This is a genomic window from Nocardia brasiliensis ATCC 700358 (assembly GCF_000250675.2).
GTDB classification, from domain to species: Bacteria; Actinomycetota; Actinomycetes; order Mycobacteriales; family Mycobacteriaceae; genus Nocardia; species Nocardia brasiliensis_B.
Genome location: NC_018681.1, coordinates 5,891,142 through 5,913,553, shown reverse-complemented (window position 1 = coordinate 5,913,553; position 22,412 = coordinate 5,891,142). Strand labels below are relative to the sequence as shown.

19 protein-coding genes and 2 pseudogenes are annotated in these 22,412 nt (G+C 69.1%); 13 read left to right on the top strand and 8 right to left on the bottom strand.

Going from position 1 to position 22,412, the window contains the following annotated elements; all coding sequences use genetic code 11:
- Nucleotides 1-168: 168 nt before the first annotated feature.
- The 8 genes from O3I_RS26025 (at nt 169) to O3I_RS25985 (ending at nt 10,941) form a co-directional block, all read left to right on the top strand.
- A complete protein-coding gene (locus O3I_RS26025; RefSeq protein WP_237748135.1) occupies nt 169-1,428 on the top strand; it encodes a hypothetical protein in 1,260 nt (419 codons plus the stop codon).
- Nucleotides 1,425-2,399, top strand: a complete 975-nt coding sequence (locus O3I_RS26020) for a glutamate ABC transporter substrate-binding protein (RefSeq protein ID WP_014985981.1) — start codon at nt 1,425-1,427, stop codon at nt 2,397-2,399. The genes O3I_RS26025 and O3I_RS26020 overlap by 4 nt, the downstream gene beginning before the upstream one ends.
- The gene (locus O3I_RS26015; protein WP_014985980.1) at nt 2,396-3,574 is read left to right on the top strand and encodes a hypothetical protein; all 1,179 of its coding nucleotides are present in this window, start codon (nt 2,396-2,398) and stop codon (nt 3,572-3,574) included. Before O3I_RS26020 ends, O3I_RS26015 begins: the two co-directional genes overlap by 4 nt.
- Nucleotides 3,571-5,952: a serine/threonine-protein kinase gene (locus tag O3I_RS26005; RefSeq protein ID WP_081594140.1), complete on the top strand. Its 2,382-nt coding sequence runs from the start codon at nt 3,571-3,573 to the stop codon at nt 5,950-5,952. The genes O3I_RS26015 and O3I_RS26005 overlap by 4 nt, the downstream gene beginning before the upstream one ends.
- Entirely contained in the window at nt 5,949-7,040 is a 1,092-nt protein-coding gene (locus O3I_RS26000) for a protein phosphatase 2C domain-containing protein (RefSeq protein WP_014985977.1), read from the top strand. The genes O3I_RS26005 and O3I_RS26000 overlap by 4 nt, the downstream gene beginning before the upstream one ends.
- Nucleotides 7,037-8,323, top strand: a complete 1,287-nt coding sequence (locus O3I_RS25995) for a VWA domain-containing protein (RefSeq protein WP_041562877.1) — start codon at nt 7,037-7,039, stop codon at nt 8,321-8,323. Before O3I_RS26000 ends, O3I_RS25995 begins: the two co-directional genes overlap by 4 nt.
- Nucleotides 8,324-8,959, top strand: coding sequence for an FHA domain-containing protein (locus O3I_RS25990; protein ID WP_014985975.1), 636 nt, complete (start codon nt 8,324-8,326; stop codon nt 8,957-8,959).
- 83 nt (nt 8,960-9,042) lie between these two features.
- Nucleotides 9,043-10,941 (top strand): CocE/NonD family hydrolase, encoded by a 1,899-nt coding sequence (locus tag O3I_RS25985; protein ID WP_014985974.1) that lies wholly within the window; start codon nt 9,043-9,045, stop codon nt 10,939-10,941.
- Nucleotides 10,942-12,398: 1,457 nt separating this feature from the next.
- Here O3I_RS25985 and O3I_RS25980 read toward each other — a convergent pair.
- On the bottom strand, nt 12,399-12,863 hold the full coding sequence (locus tag O3I_RS25980) for a hypothetical protein (RefSeq protein WP_065652224.1): 465 nt from the start codon (nt 12,861-12,863) through the stop codon (nt 12,399-12,401).
- Between the two features lie 163 nt (nt 12,864-13,026).
- On the opposite strand from O3I_RS25980, the pseudogene O3I_RS47080 reads away from it, so the two are divergent.
- A pseudogene (locus O3I_RS47080) lies at nt 13,027-13,314 on the top strand (GNAT family N-acetyltransferase); the annotation flags it as partial.
- Between the two features lie 11 nt (nt 13,315-13,325).
- Here O3I_RS47080 and O3I_RS46480 read toward each other — a convergent pair.
- Nucleotides 13,326-13,703, bottom strand: a complete 378-nt coding sequence (locus O3I_RS46480; protein WP_237748445.1) for a hypothetical protein — start codon at nt 13,701-13,703, stop codon at nt 13,326-13,328.
- A gap of 250 nt (nt 13,704-13,953) precedes the next feature.
- Between O3I_RS46480 and O3I_RS46475 the strand changes: the two genes are divergently transcribed.
- Together O3I_RS46475 and O3I_RS25965 are read left to right on the top strand one after the other, a co-directional pair.
- Entirely contained in the window at nt 13,954-14,346 is a 393-nt protein-coding gene (locus tag O3I_RS46475) for a GNAT family N-acetyltransferase (RefSeq protein WP_014985971.1), read from the top strand.
- 5 nt (nt 14,347-14,351) lie between these two features.
- Nucleotides 14,352-14,879 carry an AAA family ATPase gene (locus O3I_RS25965; protein ID WP_041564378.1) on the top strand — a complete coding sequence of 176 codons (528 nt, stop codon included), beginning with the start codon at nt 14,352-14,354 and terminating at the stop codon, nt 14,877-14,879.
- Between the two features lie 175 nt (nt 14,880-15,054).
- Here the strand turns inward: O3I_RS25965 and O3I_RS25960 are convergent, their stop codons facing one another.
- Nucleotides 15,055-16,539: an FAD-dependent oxidoreductase gene (locus tag O3I_RS25960; RefSeq protein WP_041562876.1), complete on the bottom strand. Its 1,485-nt coding sequence runs from the start codon at nt 16,537-16,539 to the stop codon at nt 15,055-15,057.
- Between the two features lie 129 nt (nt 16,540-16,668).
- Here O3I_RS25960 and O3I_RS25955 point away from each other — a divergent pair.
- Nucleotides 16,669-17,759, top strand: a pseudogene (locus O3I_RS25955) (P1 family peptidase).
- 283 nt (nt 17,760-18,042) lie between these two features.
- Here O3I_RS25955 and O3I_RS25950 read toward each other — a convergent pair.
- From O3I_RS25950 to O3I_RS25935, 4 genes are all read right to left on the bottom strand, one after another.
- Nucleotides 18,043-18,237 carry a hypothetical protein gene (locus O3I_RS25950; RefSeq protein ID WP_014985968.1) on the bottom strand — a complete coding sequence of 65 codons (195 nt, stop codon included), beginning with the start codon at nt 18,235-18,237 and terminating at the stop codon, nt 18,043-18,045.
- 19 nt (nt 18,238-18,256) lie between these two features.
- On the bottom strand, nt 18,257-18,715 hold the full coding sequence (locus O3I_RS25945; RefSeq protein WP_014985967.1) for a hypothetical protein: 459 nt from the start codon (nt 18,713-18,715) through the stop codon (nt 18,257-18,259).
- A 71-nt stretch (nt 18,716-18,786) separates the two neighbouring features.
- Complete coding sequence (locus tag O3I_RS25940; RefSeq protein ID WP_014985966.1) at nt 18,787-19,128, bottom strand: hypothetical protein; 342 nt, start codon at nt 19,126-19,128, stop codon at nt 18,787-18,789.
- Nucleotides 19,129-19,194: 66 nt separating this feature from the next.
- Entirely contained in the window at nt 19,195-20,169 is a 975-nt protein-coding gene (locus O3I_RS25935; RefSeq protein ID WP_014985965.1) for a glycosyltransferase family 9 protein, read from the bottom strand.
- A 219-nt stretch (nt 20,170-20,388) separates the two neighbouring features.
- Between O3I_RS25935 and O3I_RS25930 the strand changes: the two genes are divergently transcribed.
- Nucleotides 20,389-20,970: a DUF6328 family protein gene (locus tag O3I_RS25930; RefSeq protein ID WP_014985964.1), complete on the top strand. Its 582-nt coding sequence runs from the start codon at nt 20,389-20,391 to the stop codon at nt 20,968-20,970.
- A gap of 77 nt (nt 20,971-21,047) precedes the next feature.
- Here O3I_RS25930 and O3I_RS25925 read toward each other — a convergent pair whose 3' ends face one another.
- Complete coding sequence (locus tag O3I_RS25925) at nt 21,048-22,271, bottom strand: glycosyltransferase (RefSeq protein ID WP_041564376.1); 1,224 nt, start codon at nt 22,269-22,271, stop codon at nt 21,048-21,050.
- Nucleotides 22,272-22,412 lie beyond the last annotated feature (141 nt).

The window sequence follows — 22,412 nt, the reverse complement described above, 5'->3', positions numbered from 1 at the left end:
CAGCGGCGCGCGTCGTCGCGGCCGAGCAGTGTGATCGCCGCCGGACAAGCCCCGACTTGCCTGGTCAGCGGCGTTTGTCCAGTACCTGGGCAATCGGTCGGCGCACCGAATCCTCCTCCCGTACTATCGCGATCGAAGACACCGGCCGGGGAGATGAAGGAGGACGGTGTGGGACCTCGCATCCGCAACGGGACCCTGTGGTTGCGACGCTTCGCCGGCACGACGCCGGGGGTGATCGTGGGCGTCGTCGTCGTATCCGTCGTGCTGTGCCTGCTCGCCGGGTTCACCGCGATGAACCAGATGAGCGGCAAGAACGCCCGCCAGCAGAGCGCGCTGGAGCGCACCGAGCCGCTCGCCTTCGCCGCCCAGCGGCTGTATGTGGCGCTCTCGGCCGCCGACGCGACGGCGGCGACCGCGTTCCTGTCCGGCGGGATCGAGGCGCCCGCGGTGCGTCAGCAGTACCAGCAGTCGCTCGCCGACGCCGCGGCCGCACTGGCGGACGCGACGGTCGGGGCATCCGACGAGCAAACGCGGCAGATCGTCGCCAGGATCGTGGCCGACCTGCCCGCCTACACCGGGCTCGTCGAGGCCGCCAGGTCGAACAATCGGCAGGGCTTCCCGGTCGGCTCGTCCTACCTCAGCGAGGCCTCGGGTCTGATGCAGGACTCGCTGCTGCCCAACGCCGAACGGCTCACCACCGCGCGGTTCGCGGCGGTGCGCACGGACGAGCGGGCGATCGGCGCGCGGCCGATGCTCAGCATCGTGCTGGTCCTGCTGGTGTTGCTCGCGTTAGCGATTGCCTCCTGGATCCTGTTGCAGCGCACCAACCGCCGGGCCAACCTCGGCGTCGTGCTGGCGGCGGGCGCGACCGCGCTGGCGCTGCTGTGGCTGATCGTCGCACCCGGTGTCGCGTCGAAAGCCTTGGACACCAGTGCATCCGGCGCGAGCAGCCGCTTCGAAACCCTGGCCAACGCGCGGATCGCGGCCCAGCAGGCGCGCACCGAAGAGACCCTGCAGCTGATCACGCGCGGTGATATCGCGGCCGGTGAGGATCGCTACACCCAGCATTCGATCGAATTGCGCGAGCGCCTCGCGACCGTCGTCGCCCCCGATTCCATTGCGGCCCAAGAACTCGCGAACTGGCTGTCGGGTCACCGCGCCCAGGTCGCCGCCTATCAGGCCGCCGACTATCGAGCGGCGGTGAGCCAGGCGATCGGCACCGGATCGCAGTCCTCCGCCACCCGGTTCGCCGCGTTGGACCGTGCGATGAACGACAACCTCGCGCAGGAGCGCCGCGCTTTGCGTGACGACTTGTCCACCGCGGGTGCGGCGTTGACGCTGAGCCCGTTCGGCACGCTGGCCCTGCTGGTGTTCGCGGCCGCCGCGATGGTGGTCGGCCTGTGGCCGCGGCTGAAGGAGTTCCTGTGAAAACACGCCTGATCCTGGCCGCGTTACTGGTCGGCGCCACGGCCCTGGTGTCCGGCTGCGGCTCCGGCGACCTGCCCGCGCCGAGCACATTGGACGCGGTGAATCCCAAGCCTGCGGGCGCCGAGGAGATCTCGGTGCCGCCACAGGCCGAGGGCGACAGCAGTTGTGACTCGGAGGCGACGTTGCGGCCGAACGCGGTGCAGCCGAGACCCGGTGCGATGCCGCCGGGTTCGCCGATGGCGGCGATCGTCGCGAACGGCAGGCTGCGAGTCGGGGTCGACCAGAACACCTACCTGTTCGGTTTCCGGGATCCGGGCACCGGCCAGCTGCAGGGTTTCGACATCGATATCGCACGCGAGATCGCCAAGGACATCCTGGGCGATCCCAACAAGATCGAGCTGCGCTCGGTGACCGCCGCGGAACGCATCTCCGCGCTGCACGACAAGAAGGTCGACCTGATCGTGCGTACCTTCTCCGCGACGTGTGAGCGGCGCCGGGAAGTGGACTTCTCGGCCGTCTATTACCGCTCGGCCCAACGCATTCTGGCACCGCGCGAGTCCGGCATCAGCACGGGTGCCGACTTGGCGGGCAAACGCGTCTGCGTCGCGCGCGGTACCACCGCGGCGGCCCCGCTGTTCGCGATGGCCAAGCGCCCCATCGTCATCGGCGTCACCAACTGGACCGACTGCCTGGTCGCGCTGCAGCAGGGACATGTGGACGCGGTCAGTGGCGACGATCCGATCCTGTTCGGGCTGGTCGCGCAGGACCGTAATCTCCAGGTGGTCGGCGAACCGATCGGCACGGGGGCGTACGCGGTCGGCGCGCCCAAGGGCAGCGACGAACTGGTCCGGTTCGTCAACGGCGTGCTGGAGCGGATGCGCACCGACGGCACCTGGCAGCGGATCTACACCGACAAGCTGTCCGTGCTCGGTCCCTCGCCGGGGCAGCCGGTCGCCCGGTACGTGGGATGAGCCGGACCATGCAGCTGCTCGGCCTGGTCGAGATCGACCTCGAATTGACCCGTCGGACAACCGAACTCGACGCGATCACGAACACGATGCTGGAACTCGACAAGCATCCCGGGCTCACCCTGGTGCGCCGGTATCCGCCGTCCGGTGTCACCGCGGCCCGCTGGCTGCCGGTGCGCGACGCGCTGGCGCTGATGTGGGAGGACCTCGGGCGGATGCGCGCGATCCTGGATTCCGCGCGCACCGTGCGCGGCACCCGCGCCAAACTCGACGACGCACAGCGCGCCGAACTGACCGAGCTGCTGCGTGGACGGTCATACGAGGTGTCGCGGACCCCGATCCCGCTGGCCGAGCGCTCGCTGACCGGTCCGAGTGAACACGTGCTGTTCGTCGGCCTCGCCGACACGGTGGACCGGATGCGGGCGAGTTTCCCGCCGATCGCCGAATTCCTCGACGCGGTCGACCAGGTGAACACCCGGGTGATGTCGGGCCTGGCCCCGCTGCAGGAGACCTTGGACAAGGCGGGGGCGGCGACACCGGAGTTGCGCGCGATCGGCGACGGCATCGCCGAACTGCTGAGCTGCTCGGCCACCGATCCGCTCGCGCTGACGAACGCCGAGATCGATGCTCGCCTGGCCGAACTCGGCGATGCGCTGCGGCGGCAGGCGGCGATCCTCGCCGAATTCGCGGCGCTGGCGGCGAATCGGCCCGCCGCGGTGGCCGCCCTGCGCACCAGGTTGGCCGAACTCGTGGCGACCGTGGCACGCGCCGCGCGGGCCAAAGCGGAGGTCGAGCGCACCATACGATCGGGTCCGCTGCCGCAGCTCGTCGACGAATCCGCCCGGCTGCGTGGCGAACTCGACGCAGTCGCGGCCGAATCCGGTGCGGCGGCGCTGCCCGCGCTGCGTGGTCGAATCGACCGTGCGCTCGCGGCGGCCGCCGCGGCGGAGAACCTGGCCCAGGGCCTGCTCGACCGCCGGGCCGAATTACGCGGCAGGCTGGCGGCGTATCACGCCAAAGCGGCGCGGCTGGGCGTCAGCGAAGACCGGGATCTGCTCGCCGCGCACGAGACCGCGGCTGCGCTGCTGTCCGGCAAACCCTGCGATCTGGCGGCCGTCACCCGCGCGGTCGCCGACTACCAGCAACTCGTCGCGGCGAAATCGGGGAGGCGATCATGAGTACCCAGAGCTGCACCGAACCCGGTTGCACCGGCACGATCGAGGACGGCTACTGCACGGTCTGCGGCACCGCCCCGGCCGAGGCGACGACGATCCGCTCGACCGCGCAGCCGAACGAGGCCGCTGCGGCCGAGGCGACCACGGCGGCCGCCACCCCCGAGCACTGCACCGAACCCGGTTGTGCCGGAACGGTGATCGACGGGTACTGCGAGGTGTGCGGCACCGCGCCGGCCCCGCCGACGGCCGCGATCGCATCCACCCCGAGCACCCGCGGCAGTTCGCGCTCGATGCGCACCGGCCGGTCCTCGTCCCGCTCGAGCCGCCGCGGCAGGCTGGGCGCGGGCATGGTCGACGTGCCGCGGGTACCGCGCATCGATCCGGCCGGCGCCATCCTGGCCGACCCGGAAGTGGCGGAGAACAAACGATTCTGCGGCAAATGCGAGAAGCCGGTGGGGCGCGGCCGCGACGGCACACCCGGCCGGACCGAGGGCTTCTGCCCGAACTGCGGTACCCGATTCTCGTTCACCCCCAAGCTGTTCAAGGGCGATCTGGTCGCCGGCCAGTACGAGGTGGCGGGGTGCCTGGCGCACGGCGGACTCGGCTGGATCTATCTCGCGACCGACCGCAACGTCAGCGACCGCTGGGTGGTGCTGAAGGGTTTGCTCAACTCCGGCGACAGCGATGCCATGCTGGCCGCGGTGGCGGAGAAGCGTTTCCTCGCCGAGGTCGAGCACCCGAGCATCGTCAAGATCCACAACTTCGTCGAGCACGCGGGCTCGGACGGGGTGCCGGTCGGCTACATCGTGATGGAGTACGTCGGCGGCACATCGCTGAAACAGATCCTGCGCGCTCGCCGTGAGACCGACAGCGGCTATCTGCCGCCCGCACAGGCGATCGCCTACATCCTGGAGATGCTGCCCGCGCTCGGGTACCTGCATTCCCTGGGCCTGGCCTACTGTGATTTCAAGCCGGACAACGTGATGCAGACCGACGAGCAGCTCAAGCTCATCGATCTCGGCGCGGTGATCGCGATGGACGACGAGGACAGCCCGATCTACGGCACCGCGGGATACCGGGCGCCCGAGATCGCGAACACCGGCCCGACGGTCGCCACCGATGTGTACACCGTCGGCCGCACCCTCGCCGTGCTGCTGATGCACGTGCCCCAGCACAACGGTCATTTCGGCGCGCTGCCCGGCCCGGAGGCCGAACCGCTGCTCGCCACCTACGATTCGCTGCACCGGTTCCTGCTGCGGGCCACCGACGAGTCGCCGGACGCGCGGTTCGCCTCGATGGAGGAGATGGCCGACCAGCTGACCGGCGTGCTGCGCGAGGTGCTGTCCCTTGATGACGGGGTGCCCCGGCCGGGCATGTCGACCTATTTCGGGCCACCGCGTGGTGTGTTCGGCGTCGATGTGGCGGTGGACGCGGCGAAAATCATTGCCGCCCTACCGGTTCCGCTGGTCGACCCGACCGACAGCGCGGCCGCTCTGCTCGCGACGACCGGCGGCACCACACCGGCCGAGCTGGAGCGCTCGTTCGAGGCGGGGCTGCGCTCGGTGGTCACCGGACGCGGTGAGTCGGCCGAGATCCCGCTGCGGCTGATCCGGGCCGCGCTGGAGGTGGGCGACAGCGCCGAGGCCGATCGGCGGCTGACGGCGGCGGCCGGGACGCTGTGGGGGGACTGGCGACTGACCTGGTATCGCGGCCAATCCCGTTTGCTCGCAGGCGATCTGGCGGAGGCGGCGATCGAGTTCGAGGCGGTGTACGCCGGGCTGCCCGGTGAGGCGGCGCCGAAACTGGCGCTGGCCGCCGTCGCGGAGCTGTCCGGTGCCGCCGCGACCACCGATTTCGCCGCCGCACAGCACCAGCGCAGGGCCGCACTGTATTACGAGACGGTCTGGCGCACCGATCGCGGCTACCTCAGCGCGGTGTTCGGCCTGGCTCGGCTGCGCACCGCGGCCGGTGACCGCGACGGTGCGGTGGCGGCGCTGGATCAGGTCGACGCGGGCTCGGTGCTGTTCACCGAGGCCGGGATCGCCGCGGTGCGCACAGTGCTGCACGATCGAGCGCCGGCCGAGCTCACCGAGCCGATCCTGCGCGATGCCGGGGAGCGGATCACCCGCCTGCGACTGGACTCGAGGCGCCGTTCCGCCGAGATCCGGCTGCGGGTGCAGGCCGCGGCGCTCGACTGGCTCCAGGCCGGCGGCGTGCCGTCCGAGCACGGGCGGCTGCTGGGCGTGCCGCTCGATCAAGACGGTGTCCGGGCCGGATTGGAGCGTTGCTATCGGGACCTTGCCCATGAAACCGACGACATGTGGGAGCGATTCGCATTGGTAGAGCAGGCGAACACCATCCGCCCGAGGACCACGCTATGACCGACCCGGATCCGGAGGCCACGCTGCCGACCCCGGTGGTGCCCGCCGTAGCGCCGACCGCACCCGAATCGCGTTGTCCGGGTTGCGCGTCCGCGGTGCACGCGGGGGATCGCTTCTGCGAGAGCTGCGGTCACGAGCTGGGCGGCAGGCAGGTCGTGCTGCCGAACAACGAGCCGGGCCCGCCCGGGGACTGCGAGAACTGCGGGGGCGCCCGCTACGACCCCGACGGATATTGCACCGGCTGTGGGCAATTGCGCGGTGCGCCGGATCGGTTCGCCGCCGACCTCGGCGCCGTCGCGGTGGTCACCGACCGCGGAATCGCGCACGCGCGCAACGAGGACGCGGTGGCCGCCGCGGTGCTCGACGACTCCGCCGCGGTGGTGATCGCGGTCGCGGACGGGGTATCGACCTCCGAGGATCCGCAGGTGGCGTCGGGGACCGCGGCCAAGACCGGTGTCGACGCCTGCCGCGCGGCACTGCTGGCGGGACGACCCGCTCGCGAGGCGGTGATGGCGGGCCTCGAGGCGGCGGCCACCGCAGTGCGCGGGATCGCGATCACCGACGGGCACGCGCCCTCGTGCACCTACGTGTCGGCGGTCGTGCAAGCCGATGCGGATGGTGTGCTGCTGACGGTCGCCAATGTCGGTGACAGCCGGGCCTATTGGCTGCACGCGGATACACCCGAGGACCCCGCGAATCCACCCTCGCAGCGGCTGACCGTGGACGACTCGTGGGCACAGGCCCTGGTCGACGCGGGTGCGATGGACGAGCAGGCCGCCATGAACGATCCGCGCGCACACACCCTGATCCGCTGGCTCGGTGCGGACGGACCGGTGAAACCGTGGTCGGACAACTGCGTTCGCACGCTGCGCACCACCGGACCCGGTGTGCTGCTGCTGTGCAGTGACGGCCTGTGGAACTACCTGTCGGACGCGGCCGCGCTGGCCGAGCTCGCCACCGCGCACGCACCGGCGGTCGCCGCCCGTGAACTGGTCGAGTTCGCGCTGCGCTGCGGCGGCAGCGACAACATCACCGTCGCCCTCGTTCCCATTCCGTGGTCCGGTGAGTCAGGAGCAGAAGTACAGTGAGTTCTCTTGCAGGAAACGGTGTTTCGGTCGCCGTGGACCAGAACGAATATCTGGCCGACGGGGTCGGCACGGTCGATGCCGTGGTCACCGTGGAAACCGCGGCCGGCCTGGTGGTCGCCGCGCCGCCGCAGGAGCGGCTCGAGGTGATCATCGTCGACTGCTCGGGGTCGATGGCCACCGGGCACAAATTCCCGGGCGCCCGCCAGGCCACCCTGGCCGCGCTGGACGCGATGGCCGACGGGACCAGATTCGCCATCATCGACGGTACGCACATCGCCCGGCTGGCCTTTCCCACCGACGTGCCGTCGCTGGCCGCCAACCGCGAATCCCGGGCCGCCGCGCGCCGCAAGCTGGACAAGCTGAAGGCGGGCGGCGGCACCGCGATGGGCACCTGGCTCGGCCTCACCAGACAGCTGGCCAAGAAGCATCCCGGCGCGATGGTGCACGCCATCCTGCTCACCGACGGCAAGAACGAGCACGAGGAACCCGCCGCGCTCGCCGCGGAGATCGCGCAGTCCGAGGGCGTGTTCACCTGTGATTGCCGTGGCGTCGGAACCGATTGGCGGGTGGACGAATTGCGGGCCATCGCCTCGGCGCTGCACGGCACCGTCGACATCGTTGCCGACCCGGCCGAGCTGGCCGCGGATTTCACCGCCATGATGCGGGGCTCGATGGCCAAGGCGATTCCGGAACTGACCCTGCGGGTGTGGACTCCGGCCGGGGCCAAGGTGCGTTTCGTCAAGCAGGTGGCGCCGGCCATCGAGGACCTCACCGCCCGCCGGGTCGACACCGCCGCCCAGGTGGGGGAGTACCCGCTCGGTGCGTGGGGCGCCGAGGACCGCGACTACCACGTGCAGGTGCAGGTGGAACCTGGTGCGCCGGGCCGGGAGAAGCTCGCCGCCCGGGTCAGCGTGGTCAGCGGTGGGGAGGTGCTCGGACAGGGGCTGGTGAAGGCGGTCTGGACCACCGACACCGAACTGTCCGCCCGAATCAGCAGGCGCGTAGCGCATTACACCGGGCAGGCCGAACTGGCTCAGGCGGTGCAGGAAGGGCTGGCGGCGCGCAAGAGCGGCGACACCGAGACCGCGACGGCCAAACTGCGGCGGGCAGTCGAGCTCGCCGCGGAATCGGGGAACGAGGGCACGGCGAAGTTGTTGCGCGGCGTGGTCGAGGTCGACGAGCAGAACGGGACGGTCCGGTTGCGCGCCGGTGTCGCGGCCGCGGAAGAGATGGCGCTGGACGCGCGATCGACCAAGACGGCCAGGGTGCGGAAGGAGGGGTAGATGACCGTCACCTGCCCGGACGGGCACGAATCGAGCGCGACGGACTACTGCGACAGCTGTGGTGCGCCGATCGGTTCGGCTGCCGCCGTGGTCGAACCGAGCGCGCTGTGCCCCGCGTGCGGCGCGCCAGCCGGCGGCCGCTTCTGCGAGCAGTGCGGACACGATTCGGCCTTGCCCGCGCCGCCCGCCGCAGCGCAGGAGACCACACAGACGGTGGTCCCGGACCCGGTTGTCTGGGTCGCCACCGTCACCGCCGATCGGGAGTTCTACGATCGGGTGATCGCCCGCAAGGGGCCCGACGCCGACCAGGTCGGGTTCCCGGCGTTCTACCCTGAACGTCGAATCGTGCTGCACGGCAACGACATCCTGATCGGCAAGCGCAGCGCTTCGCAGGGGCTCAGCCCCGATATCGACCTCGGCATCGCCCCCGCCGACGTCGGTGTCTCGCGCGCGCACGCCACCCTGCACCTCGATGCCGACGGGCTCACCGTCACCGATCTCGGTTCCACCAACGGCACCAGCGTCAACGGCAGTGACGACCGCATCCCCGCGCGGGTGCCGGTGCGGTTGCGCAGCGGGGATCGGATCCACCTCGGGGGTTGGACCACCATCGTGCTGAGCGCCGAACCTGCCTGAACGTCCTGCCGGATCGTCCCGTCTGGGACAGTAGTGCCGATTTCGGGGACGGCGGTGTTCGTTTACGCCTATCGTCGTGCACTATGACGGCCCAGCCACTCAGCACCGCGGCGACGACGGTACCGCCGAACCACCGATTCGAGATCGGTCCGGTGCGCTATCCGAAACTGTTCGGCGCCAACACGGTTCCCATCCCGATGTCCGATGGTGCCGTCCTCACCGCCGATATCCTGCGACCCGGCGACGGTGGCGGACCCGCCCGTGAGCCGTTGCCCGCGATCATCAACTTCACCGCGTACAACAAGATGCTCAATCGCCGAGGTATGCGCTGGCACAACACCTTACGGAAGCTCAGTGCCCGGCTCGGCGGCTCGGACCGGCAGCGGTTCACGGCGCGAGACGTGCTGTACACGCCCGCAGGCGGCATTCTCGAGCCGTTCGTGATCAACCGCACCGCGGTGTTGCGCGGCTACGTCGGGCTGATGATCGACGTGCGGGGGACCGGTACGTCGACCGGCAGTTGGGACTTCTTCCAGCCCCGGGAACAGCAGGACTACCTGGAGGCCGTCGCGTGGGTCCGCGAACAGCCCTGGTGCAACGGCGAATTCGTGGTCACCGGCATCTCCTACGGGGCGATCTCGGCGTTGATCACCGCGGGTTTGCGGCCGGAGGGGCTGCGCGCGGTGTTCGCGATCGAGGCCGGCGAAGACCAGGTGCGTGAGCTGGGACTGACCGGCGGGGTGCCGACTCCCGGCATGCTGCTGTGGATCCTGGCCGTGAACGGCTTCAAATGGTTACCGTCGGTGTCGGGACTGCGGAAGGCGGGGATCACCAAGCAGTTCCTGCGCGACCGGTTCGCTGACCCGGCCAGCTGGGTGCGCCACGCCGTCGAGATCGGGCTCACCGAGAACCACCCCGACAGTTTCCTCAACCCGATGTGGGCGACCAAACTGGCGCGCTTCGAAGACATCACGGTGCCGACCTGGATCCACGGCGGCTGGCACGACGTCTACAACCGATCCAACTTCCGGATGTTCGACCGAATTCCGTTGTCCGGTGGAGCGAAACAGGTGCTGGTCGATGATTCGTATCATCTGACCGCCGGTTCGGGCTTCGGCGCTCCGGACAGTCCGCAGCCGATCGACGAGTTGCAGTGCGCGTGGTTCGACCGCTGGGTCAAGGACATCGACAACGGCATCGACCGGTACGGGCCGGTGACCGTGCGTCGGCAGGGCGACGGTAAATGGTTGCAGCACAAGCAGTTCCCCGACCCCGCGGCGACCGTGCGCAAGCTCTACCTCGACCCCGCGACCAGCGGCACCGCACCGCACGCGGGAACCGACGCCGCGCTCACCGCCGAGCCGGCCGAGATCGAATCGCGGCTCCCGCTGCCCAACGGCCCGACGCGCATGGCTTCCAACAACACCGGCGTGATGAGCATGGGCGTCACCCTGCTGCTCGGCAGGCGGTTCGGCACCGACGACCGGCACGCCGAAGCGGGTGCGGTCACCTTCACGAGCGCGCCGTTTCCCACCGACACCGTGCTCTCCGGCACCATGAACCTGCATCTCAACGCCGAAATCGAAGGCGCCGACGCCTTCTGGTCCGTCACCGTCTGCGACGTCGAACCCGACGGCGCCTCGGTGCCCCTCACCCGCGGCGCCCTGCTCTCCACCCACCGCGCGATCGACACCGCCGCAAGCGATTACGTCGACGGCGAACTCCTCTTCCCGCTGCACACCCTCACCGCCGACGCGGTCCTCCCCATCGAACCCGGCACGCCGTTCACCATCGACATCGAAATCAACCCCACCGAAGCTCTACTCCCCGCCGGCCACCGACTACGCGTAGCCGTGAGCCGCACCAGCTTCCCCCGCCACTTCCTCGCCCCCTGGCGTCAACGCCACATCACCGGCCAAACCATCGTCCTCGACCCCGAGAGCCCTAGCTACTTAACGTTTCTCGCCCGTGCTGCGGAGTAGGGAGTGCGGGTGGTTGTTGCGTTCGACTGCCGATGCGTCGCGTTCGGCTCGATGCCCATGCGTTTGGTCCTGTTGGCTTGTTCCCGTCGTATGACGAGCCCAGTTTCGTGCGCCTGCCGCGGGAGTTACACGGATGGTGCTGAGCGCGTCAGGTGGGGTTCCCGACTGTAGGCGCGCGTCAGGTGTGCGGCGTCCTGTCCCAGCGTGGTCATCTGGCTGTGGTGCCGTTTTCGAGAGTTCCTTGACGGGTATCAGCGGTTTCGGGTGGGTGTCGTTGCCCCTCGGCGTGTTTCACGGCGCGAGTCGGGGGTCACAGACGTTCCCTACGGTTCACAGCAGCTACAGCTGCTGTGAACCGTATGAACTCTCTGTGACCCCCGACCTATCTGTCGCTTGGTCCACTCGCTCGGCTCCCGTAGCGATCAACCGCACCCCTTCTGCGTATCCGCACCACTTCTAGGGATTCGCACCCCCTCTGGCCTGCTAGAACGGGTGCGAATCCCTAGAAGTGGTGCAGCTCTTGCCCCGATCTCCCTATCTGTCGCTTGGTCCTGACCTCCGACTGCTAAGCACCCACCCCACTGCTACTCGCCGGCCAGGCTGACCATCCCCGGCTGTCACCCGCCCGCGTTGCTCTGCGCATACGCGTTGCTCCGCCCGCCCGCCCGCCCGCCCGCGTTGCTTTGCCTCACTCGCACTGCACCACTCACGCGCTGCGTCACTCGCTCCTTGCGTCACTCGCTCCTTGCGTCACTCGCTCCTTGCGTCACTCGCGCGCTGCATGACTCGCGCGCTGCATGACTCGCGCGCTGCGCCACTCACGCGCTGCGCCACTCGTGCCCTGCTCAATTCACGCGCTGCGCCACTCGTGCCCTGCTCAATTCACGCGCTGCGCCACTCGTGCCCTGCTCAATTCACGCGCTGCGCCACTCGTGCCCTGCTCAATTCACGCGCCCTCTCTTCTCCCAAGCTGCTCGAGACTCCACGACAGCCAGATGACCACGCCGGAACTTGGCGCGGCGCACCTGACGTGCGCCTACAGCCGGGTACGGCACCCGACGCGCTCAGCGCTATCCATGTAACTCCCGCGGCAGGTGCACGAAACTGGGCTCGTCACACTGCGGTAGCCAGCCAACAGGACGAAACGCAAGGAATCCCAACAAAACCCAGCCATCACCCGAACCAACGGCCCGCCCTCGCGGCGCAGAGTAAGGCTGGCACCCGCTCTCGGGATGCGCACGTGTTCTGGCGGCTCACAGCTCTGGCAGACCGCTCTGGCGGACCAGCTCGGGTGAGTCGGCTTGGGCCGGTCAGCTCGGGCCGGTCAGCTCGGGGGGTCGGCTCGGGCGGACCAGCTCGGGTGAGTCGGCTTGGGCGGGTCGGCTCGGGCCGGTCAACTCGGCCGGTCAGCTCCGGCCGGTCAGCACTGGCGAACCAGGATGGGCACAGGTGCGAGGTCAGACGATTTCGAGGTCGTAGGTGGCTTCGACCCAGAAGCCGCCGGGTTCGTATTCGCCGCCGAAGGTGAGGATGTAGTTGCCGTAGGCGAGGTCTTCCAGGGTGGCCCACAGGCCCCAGGCGGTTGCTTTGTAGCGGCCGTGTTCGCCGAAGGGGCCGCCCTCGACGGCTTCGACGGGGAATGGTTTGCGGTTGGCGACCTCGCGGACCGGCAGGGGTACGCCGTTGAGTTCGGCGTGACCGCTTGCGGTCGCGACGTATGGGATGCGTCGGTTGCGCAGGGTGGTCCTGTGCATCATGTTGAACAGGGGGAAGAAGATCGGTTTGCCGTGGGGGATCTCGCAGCGCCGGCTTGCTTTACCGCCGAACGTGCCGGCGAGGAACCAGACGTCCGCAGGCTGATTCTCCCCGGCAAACCGCCCGGTCTCATCGCAGACGGGGTTACGTTCGGTGGGTATCGACATCGCCCACTGCCACCACCGTCCGGCCAGCTCGACATCCTGACTCAGCACCACAACCCACCTTGCTCATCCCAGCCCACTGCGCAGGACAGAATGCCACAGTAGAGCCGTCCCGGGCACCCGGCCAGCCCCGAACTCCGGTGGCGCGAGTCGATCGTCGAGCGCTGTGGGTGGGGTGTGCGCGTGGTGGTTTGGCTGCTCTGAAGTTTGGTGGTGGGAGTTGCTCGCCGGGCGAAATGTGCTCGCCGGGCGAAATGGGTTGGACGGGCGGGTGGCGGTCGGCACAGGATGGCTGGTGCGGATTTTTCTGAGGACGCCACGGCTGGTGTTGCGCCGGTTCGACGCAGACGACGTCGATGAACTGGTGCGCTTGGACAGTGATCCGGCGGTGATGCGCTACCTGACCGGGGAGCCGACGCCACGCGCCGAAATCGAGGACGAGGTGTTGCCTCGAATTCTGCGTGACTACGCACGAAGTCCGCTGGGTCGTTTCGCGGTGCTGGAGCGGTCGACGATATCGCGCTCCGCCATGGCCGACAGCGGTGCGATCGACGCCAGTGCGTGGTCGGCCCGCGAGTCGCTGGACTCGGCCAGCCGAGTGGGTGCGGCCGGGTGTTCGTCGGGCACGGTATTGCCGGTATCGGCTGGCAGGGTGGGTGCGGTGGCAAGTTCATGCGGCACTACATCGCCGGTTTCGACTGGCGCAGTGGGCGCGGTCGCGTGTTCGTCGAGCACGGTATCGCCGGACTCGGACGGTCGCGCGGGTGCGGTGGCGAGTTCGTCCGGCATCACATCGCCGAATTGGGTTGGCGGAGTGGGCGCGGTCGCGTGTTCGTCGGGCACGGTATCGCCAAATTCGGACGGTCGTGCGGGTGCGGTGGCGAGTCCTTCGGGCACGGTATCGCCGAATCGGGCTGGCGGAGCAGGTTCGGAGGCAAGTTCGTCGGGGACCGTATCGCCGAATCCGGACGGCCGTGCTGGTGCGGTGGCGGGTTCGTCCGGAACCAGTTCGCCGGATTCGGTTGGCCGAGTGGGCGTGGTGGCGAGTTCGTCCCGCACCACTTCGCCGGACTCGGAGGGCGGAACGCGTGCGGTGGCGACTTCGGTCGACGCGGAACAGGTGGGTGCGTTTGTGGGCTGGGTGGCGTTGCAGCCGCCGGCGGATGGTGGGTGCCGGGAGGTCGAGCTCGGTTATCGGTTCGGGGCGTCGGTGTGGGGGCGGGGGTATGCGACCGAAGTGGCGCGGGCACTGGTGCACAAAGGGTTCACCGAGTTCGGGGTGCGGCGGGTGTGGGCTCAGACGATGGCCGTCAATGTCGGCTCGCGTCGGGTGATGGAGAAGGTGGGTCTCCGCTATGTCCGCACGTTCTATCCCGACTTCGAGGATCCACTGCCCGGCACCGAGCACGGGGAGGTCGAGTACGAGGTGTGCCGCGACGAGTGGCTAGCGGGCGCGGAAAATCGGTTGCCGGGGTTGCGAACATGATCGGTATGACGGCATCGGCCTATCTCCTCACCGGTATCCAGGCGGCGGGCAAATCGACTGTGGCACAGGCGCTCGCCGCGCGGCTGCCGCGCTCGGCGCATGTCCGTGGCGACACCTATCGGCGGTTCGTCGTGGGCGGGCGGGCCGAGATGAGCAGGGAGCCGACGACTGAAGCGATGGACCAGTTGCGGTTGCGGCACCGCCTCGCCGCCCAAACGGCGGACACCTACGTTGCGGCGGGTTTCACCGCGATCGTGCAGGACACGGTGCTCGGTGCGCTGCTGCCCTACACCATCGAGCAGTTCCGGACCCGCCCGCTGTACGTGGTGGTGCTCGCTCCGCGACCGGCGGCGGTCGCTGCCCGGGAGGCCGGGCGCGACAAGGTCGCCTACGGCTCGTTCACCGTCGAGGATCTGGACACCGTGCTGCGGGACGAGACGCCCCGCATCGGATTGTGGCTGGACACTTCGGATCTCACTGTAGAGCAGACGGTGGACGAGATCCTCGCCCGCGCGGAGCCACTGTGCCGATGACTCCGCGCGGACTCCCCGCCGCTCAATGGTGGTGCGCCGCCAGGCTGTTCGGTAACCGACGCCGGTCGAGGACCACGACAACAACGCTAGCCAAGGCACGCTGAACAGATCTCCGCACCATGGGTTCTCAGCAGGATCTTGCTATGCGCTGCGGACCAGCGACTGGCAAGCGCTGCTACAGGGGGCCGAGCGATTCGGTGGCAGGGCCCTCCAACAGGGTGCCGTCGGCGGCGAAGCGGGAGCCGTGCAGCGGGCAATCCCAGGACCGTTCGGCATCGTTCCAGCGGACGATTCCATAGAGATGTGGACAGACGGCGGACACGGTCGTCGTGACGCCGTCGACTGTGCTGGTCGCGGTCGGGCGCAGGCCGTGCCGCCGCACCGCACCACAGCCTTCGGCGGGCACGGTGTGCGCCCCGCGCGCTGCGGCCCGTAACCATCCGGCGGTGAGCCGTTGCGCCACAGCGCCGTTCGCGGAAGCCGCCGACGGCAGCGACTTCAGTTCGCCGGGGCGCCAGCTGGCCAGCGCGCCCGCCCAGCTCGGTGACTTTCCGGTGATCCGCCCGGCCAGCGCCACAGCGGCGGCGATACCGTTGGTGAGCCCCCATTTCGCGTATCCGGTACCGACCAAGATGCTGTCCTGCCCGGGCAGCAGCGGTCCGACATAGGGCAACTCGCCGACCGGCGCGTAGTCCTGAGCCGACCATTCCTGCACGAGTTCCGCGGTGGGGAACCATTTTCGCGTCCACGTGGTCAAGTCGTCGAGCTGCCGGCGCTCCGAGCGGGTGCGCCCGACGGGATGCCCGTTGCCGCCGACCAACAGCAGGTCCCCGTCGGGGGTCGGGGCGTAGCGCAGCGAACGAGTGGGTTGCCCTGCGCTGAGGTACATTTCGCGTGGCAGCTCGGCGGCGATCCGATAGGCCACCAGGTACGAACGCTGCGCGGTGAGCCGCGCGAAGAAGCCGCCGCGATCGAGTATCGGTGTGCCCGTGGCCAAGACGACGGTGCCCGCGCCGAGATCACCGTGCTCGGTCTCGACCGTGAGATCCCCATCTGGGCCCCGCCGCACATTGTGCACCAGGGTCGATTCGTAGATCGGCGCCGCGTGCGCTTCCACGTCGACGGCGAGCGCGGCGAGCACCGCCATCGGATCCACCTGCGCCTGATCGGCCAGGCGCACCGCGCCGAACGTGGGGAACGGCAGGTCGAGTTCCGGGATCAGCTCGGTCGGTAGCCCGGCCTGCCGCGTCACCTCGTATTCCGTACGAACAAAGTCGATTTCGGACTCACGCTGCGCGTAGGTGAGGGCGTCGGCCTGCTGCACCGGCACGGCGTGTTCGGCGCAGAACCGCAACAACCATTGCTGGCCTTCGCGATTCGCCGCGACGTAGTCACGCAGGGTGCCTGCGGTGTGCAGCCGCCGGATCCGCTGGGCTCGGATGCCCTGCAGCAGACTGATCTTCCCGGTCGTGGCGCCGGTCGTCCCGCCGCCGATCCGTTTCGCCTCGACCACGGCCACCTGGACGCCGTTCTCGGCGAGCAGCAACGCGGTCGCCAAACCGGTGAGTCCCGCGCCGATCACGACGGTGTCGAAGCGCGAGCCCGGCGTCAGCCGCAGCCGCGCCGGAACCTCGGCGTCGTTCAACCATAGTGACCTCATGTCCCCGGCATAGCCGGTCCGGAGCTGCGCAAACGCGGCCGATCGATGTCCGGGGCGCGGGTCCGCGGGCCGAAGGATGTTCGCCGAAATTGCCGCGCGGCAGTCGAGTTTGTTCCCTAGGCTCGTCCCATGACTCTGCGCGCGCGAGCACACGGCCTCGAATTCACCGGCGTCCCGGGGCAGTTCAACGCGATCACCGACGTGCCCAGCGTCGAGGTCGGCTACACCACGCTGATCCGCGGCGACGATGTGCGTACCGGCGTCACCGCGATCCTGCCGCGCGGCCGCGACGGGGTGTTCCTGCCGTGCGCCGCGGGTTGGTACTCGTTGAACGGCAACGGCGAAATGACCGGCACCACCTTCCTGACCGAGACCGGGGCGCTGTCGCTGCCCGTGCTCGTCACCAACACCCATGCCGTGGGCACCTGTCATCGCGGCATCATCGACTGGCTGGTCGGCGCGTTCCCGGACCTGCCCGACGATTGGGCGCTGCCGGTGGTCGCCGAGACCTGGGACGGCTACCTGAACGACATCAACCGCGCGCACCTCACCACCGCCGACGCCATGCGGCCATCGAGGCCGCGGCGGGCGGGCCGGTCGCCGAGGGCAGTGTCGGCGGCGGCACCGGCATGGTCTGCTACGGCTTCAAGGGTGGTAACGGCACCGCTTCACGCCGTGTGGGTTACGGCGCGGACACGTACACGGTGGGTGCTTTCGTGCAGGCGAACTTCGGGGCGCGCCGGGAACTCGTGATCCGGGGCGTCCCGGTCGGTACGCAACTACTGGCCGATAATCCGCTCGGAACCTGGACCGCGCCTGCGGGTTCCGGCTCGGTCATCGTGGTGCTCGCGACCGATGCGCCCCTGCTGCCAGGTCAGCTGACCGCAATGGCCCGCAGGGTGCCGCTGGGGTTGGCTCGCACGGGCACCACGGGCTCACACTTCTCCGGCGACATCTTCCTGGCGTTCTCCACCGCCAACGAGGGCGCGTTGACCAGCGCCTTCCTGGACGGCGAAACCGCTTATGAAAACCTGAGATTCATTCCCTGGGGCCAGCTGAACCCGTTCTTCGAAGCCGCAGTGGGAGTGGTCGAGGAGGCAGTGCTCAACGCACTCTTCGCAGGCCGAACTATGGTGGGCCGCAACGGACATCGCGTACCGGCCATGCCGGAGAATACCGTGCTGCGACTGCTGGGCCGCGGCGGGGAACCGGAGGTATAGCGGTCAGTGCTGGGCCGCAGTGATCGCTCACGCACAAACGACCAGCGCCGCGCACCGGACACTTGCTGCTCGATGCCGTCGACACCGCGGTCACTTCGCACGGCGAACTCCCGCCCACCGGTGCAGCGACGAGCGCCCGGCTGCCCTGCAGCCACTGCCCGCAGCAGTGCGGGCCATCGCTGGGCTGCCTCGTCGCCCAGCGCTTGGTGGTGTGGCTCAGCGCTTGGCGGCGTCGTCGCCCTGGCGCGCGCCAGCGTGTGGCTCAACCGGACTGCTTTGTCTCCTAGCGTCCAGGCGCGGTGCCCTGCATCAGTTCGGCCTCGGTGGCCTCGTGTACTGCGAGCCAGCGCACGAACTCTTCGAACGATGCTCGCCGTTCCTGACCTACCGAGGCGAGCATTTCCTCCAGTAGTTCGCGCATTCGATTGTGTTGCAGGACCAGGAGTTCTACGACGTTGCGGTGATGTCGGTCGGTCATCGGTCCGGCCTGTCCACGCTCAACCGCCGAATCCGACCAGCGCGGCGGCGAGGTCGGTGGCGTCGAGTACTTCGAGGGCCTGTTTGCGGACGTCGGGGCACTGCTCCGAGGTGATCTTGTCGATGACACTGCGGTCCTTCAGCACGGTGTCGTTGATGCCGCCGTTGCGCGCCGCCCAGTTGTGCACGGTGCCGTTGAAGGTCACCCGCGCGACGGCGGCACCCTCGGCACGCCACTTGTCGATGTCGGGACTCATCATGTCGCACAACTGCTTTCCCGCCGCGGGACCGACCTCGTCGGGGTCGGGCACCTGCGCGGTGGCGGAGGGCATGGACAGCGTGATCGAGGAGTCGGTGGGCGTCGCGGGGGTCGCCTCCTTGTTGTCGGTGTCCGAGCACGCGGCGGCCAGCGGGGTGACCGCTAGCGCCGCGGCGATCAGCAGGACGCGCAACCCGGACCGACGGCGATGATGAGTCATGTCGTTCTCCTCAGTACAGGAACCGCCCGTGGCGGTGTCCCTTGCGCAATACCCGGGTGCGCGACCGGCAATCAGTGCCCGGCGGGGTCGCTGAGCTGCTTGCCTTCCTTCGCTTTGAGCCTGCGGTGCTCGGCAACCACCACGAGAACACCGATGGCGAAGCACAGCACCGTCACGATGGCGCCGATGATCGCCCAGCCTTCGAAGCCGTAGCCCGCTGCGGTCAGGGTCAGCCCGAGACCCACCAGCCCGAGCGCCACCAGCACGATGCCCGGCCAGTTGCGGGTGTCGGCGATGGACTCACCGACGTGGGTGCGTGAAGTCCGGGTGTAGTCCGGGAAGTTCTCTTCGGGACGTCCGTGGTGCTCGGCACCGCTGTGTCCCGTGGTCGATTCGTTCGGTCCGGGAAGCATGGAGGGTCCTTTCTAGTCCACATCACCCAAGGGGGATATTCGGGCGGGTACCCCGGTGTTCGGCCCTCAACCGGCGCTACGGAGCAGCAACTCGGTCGCGGTGACGATCGCGGTGTCGGGGATCGCGTCCAGGCAGTGGGTGCCGCAGGGTCGGCTGCGGTTACCGAGCACGACGGTCGGCACGCCGTAGGGCGCCCAGCGCCGATCCGGCACGACCGGCGCGAACAACGAGACGACCGGGGTGTCCACGGCCGCGGCCAATGGCGCCGCACCGGTGTTCGGGGCCACCACGGCGTCGGCGTCGCGGAGCACGGCGGCGAGACCGGCCAGGTCGGTGGCGCCGCCCAGATCGCGGGCCAGGCCGTAAGCGACCGTTCCGGTGAGCGTCTGCTCGGCCGGGCTGCCGGTCACCACCACGCGGTGCCCGGCGTCGACGAGCGCCGCGGCGACCTCTCGGCTACGCGTGGCCGACATGCGGCGAGCCGGCTCCGGCGCACCCGGATGCAGCACGATATAGCCTGGGCCGCCGGTCAATTCGTCGACTTCGGGCAGATCCGGGCGCACCCGCAGCCGATGGTCGCCGGGTGGATAGCCCGCCGCGGCCGCCAGCGAGAGCGCCCGGATCTGTTCCGGCAGTGCGTCGTCCACACGATGGCGGACATCGAGCAGGGTGCCCGCCTGGTCCGGACTGATCGCACTGATCCGCGGCACCCCGGCCATTCGAAGGATCAAGGCGAGGGGCAACGGGGATTGCCGCATCGAGGTCGCGATGATGGCCTCGTCGGGTTCCAGCAGGCGCACGCATTCGACGAGCGCGCGTACGCCGGCGTTGGTGAGTGGTGGGGGATCGGCCCCGACCCACGCGGCTTCGAATTCGACCACCCGATCCACGCCGGGGAGTAGGGCGGCGGCCGAACTGCCGCGCGGCCCAGCGAGGAAGGTGAGGGTGTCGGCTTTACGTGCGACGGCTCGGACGGCGGGACCGGCGAGCAGGACGTCCCCCGCGCTGTCCAACCGGGCCACCAGCACATGGCCGGTCATCGGGTCGGCATCTTCCGGTGCGCGGTTTTCATACCGCCCGTGTGCCCGTGTCCGACCATCCGAAACGCCCGATCTGCGGCGGTTCGATATTTGTGCTGGTCGAGTGTCCGACTGGGGTGATTCGTTTCGGTGGAGCCGGGTAAGCAGTGAGGTGCCGGAGTTGCCGCGGCAGCGCGGCGCGGCGGTGGAACAGCGTCGAGCCGGCGAGGGACTAGCGGCATGGTCGAGCAACAAAATGAACCAGCGGTCGAGCACAACCGCGAAATCGATCGGTGCCGAAACGATCGCGACTGGAATTGGGATGCGCGTGGGGAGACCGAAACCGAACGGCTGGACCGCAATTGGGGCACCCTCATCCAGGAACTGCGGGTGGTGCAGACCGGTGTGCAGTTCCTGATCTCGGCGCTGTTGATCGTGCCGTTCCAGGCCTCGTTTCCGACGTTGTCACCATCGCTGCGGGTGCTGTACTTGATCACGCTGGCCGCGGCCATCGGGGCCACCGTCTTTCTCGTCGCACCCATCTCGTGGCATCGCATCCTGTTCCGGCGCCACCGGCTGGGCAACGTCGTGTCAGCGGCGCACCGCTGCGCGATGATCGGGATCGGGCTGCTCGGTGTCTCGCTGACCGGCGCGATGATCCTGGTCTTCGAATTGGTCACCGGGGCCACGGGCGGTGTGGTGGCAGGGGTCGTCGTCGCGGTGCTGTTCTTGGCGGCGTGGTTGATCGTGCCGTGGTGGTGGCGCTCGCCGCGTGACGAACCCGGCTCGACGGACCGCGCGAGCGATGGTGCCGCACGCTGAGGTCGCCGATCGGGCCGCACTCAGTGATCAGACCCTCGCGCAGTGATCGGACCTCTGGCTCAGTGATCGGACCCCGCTCAGCGCGCCGAGGAGACGACTTCCGCGGCGTGTGCGGGCGCGGCGCGGTGGTAGGCGGTCAGTGTCTCCAGCGCCACCTGATCCCATGCGTAGCGTCCCGCGGCGCGTTGATATCCGGCGGCGCCCCAAGTTTCGCGCAGGGTCTTGTCGTCGAGCAGCGGACGCACGGCACGGGCCACCGCGAGCGGGTCCGGCGGCGCGATCAGCCGGCCGGTCACCCCGTCCACCACGGTGTCGAGCAGCCCGCCGACCGCGGTGGCCACCACCGGTTTACGGCACGCCATGGCCTCGAGCGCGGTGCGACCGAACGGCTCGTACGAGGGCGTGCACAGCACCACGTCGGCGGAACGGTACCAGCGCGGCAGTTCCGTCCGCGGCACCGGCCCGATCATCCGAAGACGGTCCTGCACACCGTATTCCATTGCGAGCCGGCGTAGCCGCCTGCCTTCGCCGTCGTCCTCGACATCGTCACCGACCGGTCCGCCCGCGATCACCAGTTCGGTGTCGGGCAGGTCCTCGAGTGCCTTGATCGCGACCTCGAAACCTTTGCGCGGTACCAGCTTTCCAACCGAGAGCAGGCGATGCAGGCGGTAGCGTTGCCCGCGTTCGGCGCGAGCGCCCTCCGGCGTGAACGCCGCGAGATTCACCCCGGACGGAACGATCGAGATCCGGAATCGAGGCACGCCCATCCTGGTCAGCTCGACCACCTCGTCCGCGGAGGTCGCGACGATGTGCGCGGCCCGCCCGGCGATCAGCCGCTCGAAACGGATGCGCGAACGCGGGCTGGTGTCGGCCAAACCCTGATTGCGGCGGCGTACGGTGCCGAGGGCGTGGAAGGTCACCACGACGGGAATGCCGTGCGCCCGCGCGGCCAGCTCCGCGGCGAGCCCGGACATCCAGAAGTGCGCGTGCACGATATCGGGCTTGTCCCGGCCCCAGTGCCGCTGCAGGAAACTGCCGAAATCGCCTAGGTGCGGCAGACTTTCGTTCAACGGCAGCGCTCGCGGCGGCCCGGCGGGCACGCGGACCAACCGGTAACCGGCGGCCGTGACCACTTCGGTCGGGCTGGTCGGGTCGGTCCGCCGGATATAGACCGAGACCTCGTGTCCGCGCTGGACGTAGGCCGCCGCCAGCTCGCCGACGTGGACGCTCTGACCGCTCGAATGGGCGCCGCCGGGCTCGCCGAGCGGGGAGGTGTGCTCGGAAACCATGGCAATCTTCACGATGTGCTCCGTTCTCTCCACTGCTGCGCGGCATGCGGCACCGCCCCGCGACCAGAGATCGCGTGACCCAATGCATTTCGGATATGCGCCTGGAATGCCCGAGTACGCGGGAACGAAACCACCGGGCCTGCTTGCTGTTAC